Annotated in this window: 1 protein-coding gene; it reads right to left on the bottom strand. The window is 72.4% G+C overall.

The features are described from left to right. Positions 1-496: acyl carrier protein (locus tag PUR56_RS33040; RefSeq protein ID WP_329951656.1), on the bottom strand; the 496-nt coding region annotated here is incomplete at both ends.

The raw sequence follows: 496 nt of genomic DNA on the forward strand, positions 1-496 counted from the left end.
CAGCGACGCCCACGCCGCCTCCAGCAACCGGCGCGGCCGCGGCTCCATCGCCCCCGCCTCCCGCGGCGAGATCACGAACACCCCCGCAACGAAGACCCACGCCCCGTACAGGAACCCGCCCTCCCGGGCGTAGAACGTCCCCGCATGCTCCGGATCCGCGTGGTACAACCCCTCCAGATCCCACCCTCGATCCGTCGGGATCGCCCCGATCCCGTCCCTCCCGGACGCGACCAGATCCCAGAACTCCTCCGGCGTCCCCACACCACCCGGCAACCGCAGACCCATCCCCACGAGCACCACCGGGTCGTCGCCGGTGGCGGCCAAGGTCACAGGAGCGGCGGGACCCGCGGCGTCCGCGCCGCCGACCACCTGCTCCAGAACGATCCCGGCGAGCCGCTCGGCTCTCGGGTAGTCGAACGCAAGCGTCGCGGGTAGCACCAGCCCGGTCGCGGCCTGCAACCGGTTCCGAATCTCGACGGCCGTCAGCGAGTCGAAG

The organism is Streptomyces sp. BE303 (assembly GCF_036290945.1).
Taxonomy (GTDB): Bacteria; Actinomycetota; Actinomycetes; order Streptomycetales; family Streptomycetaceae; genus Kitasatospora.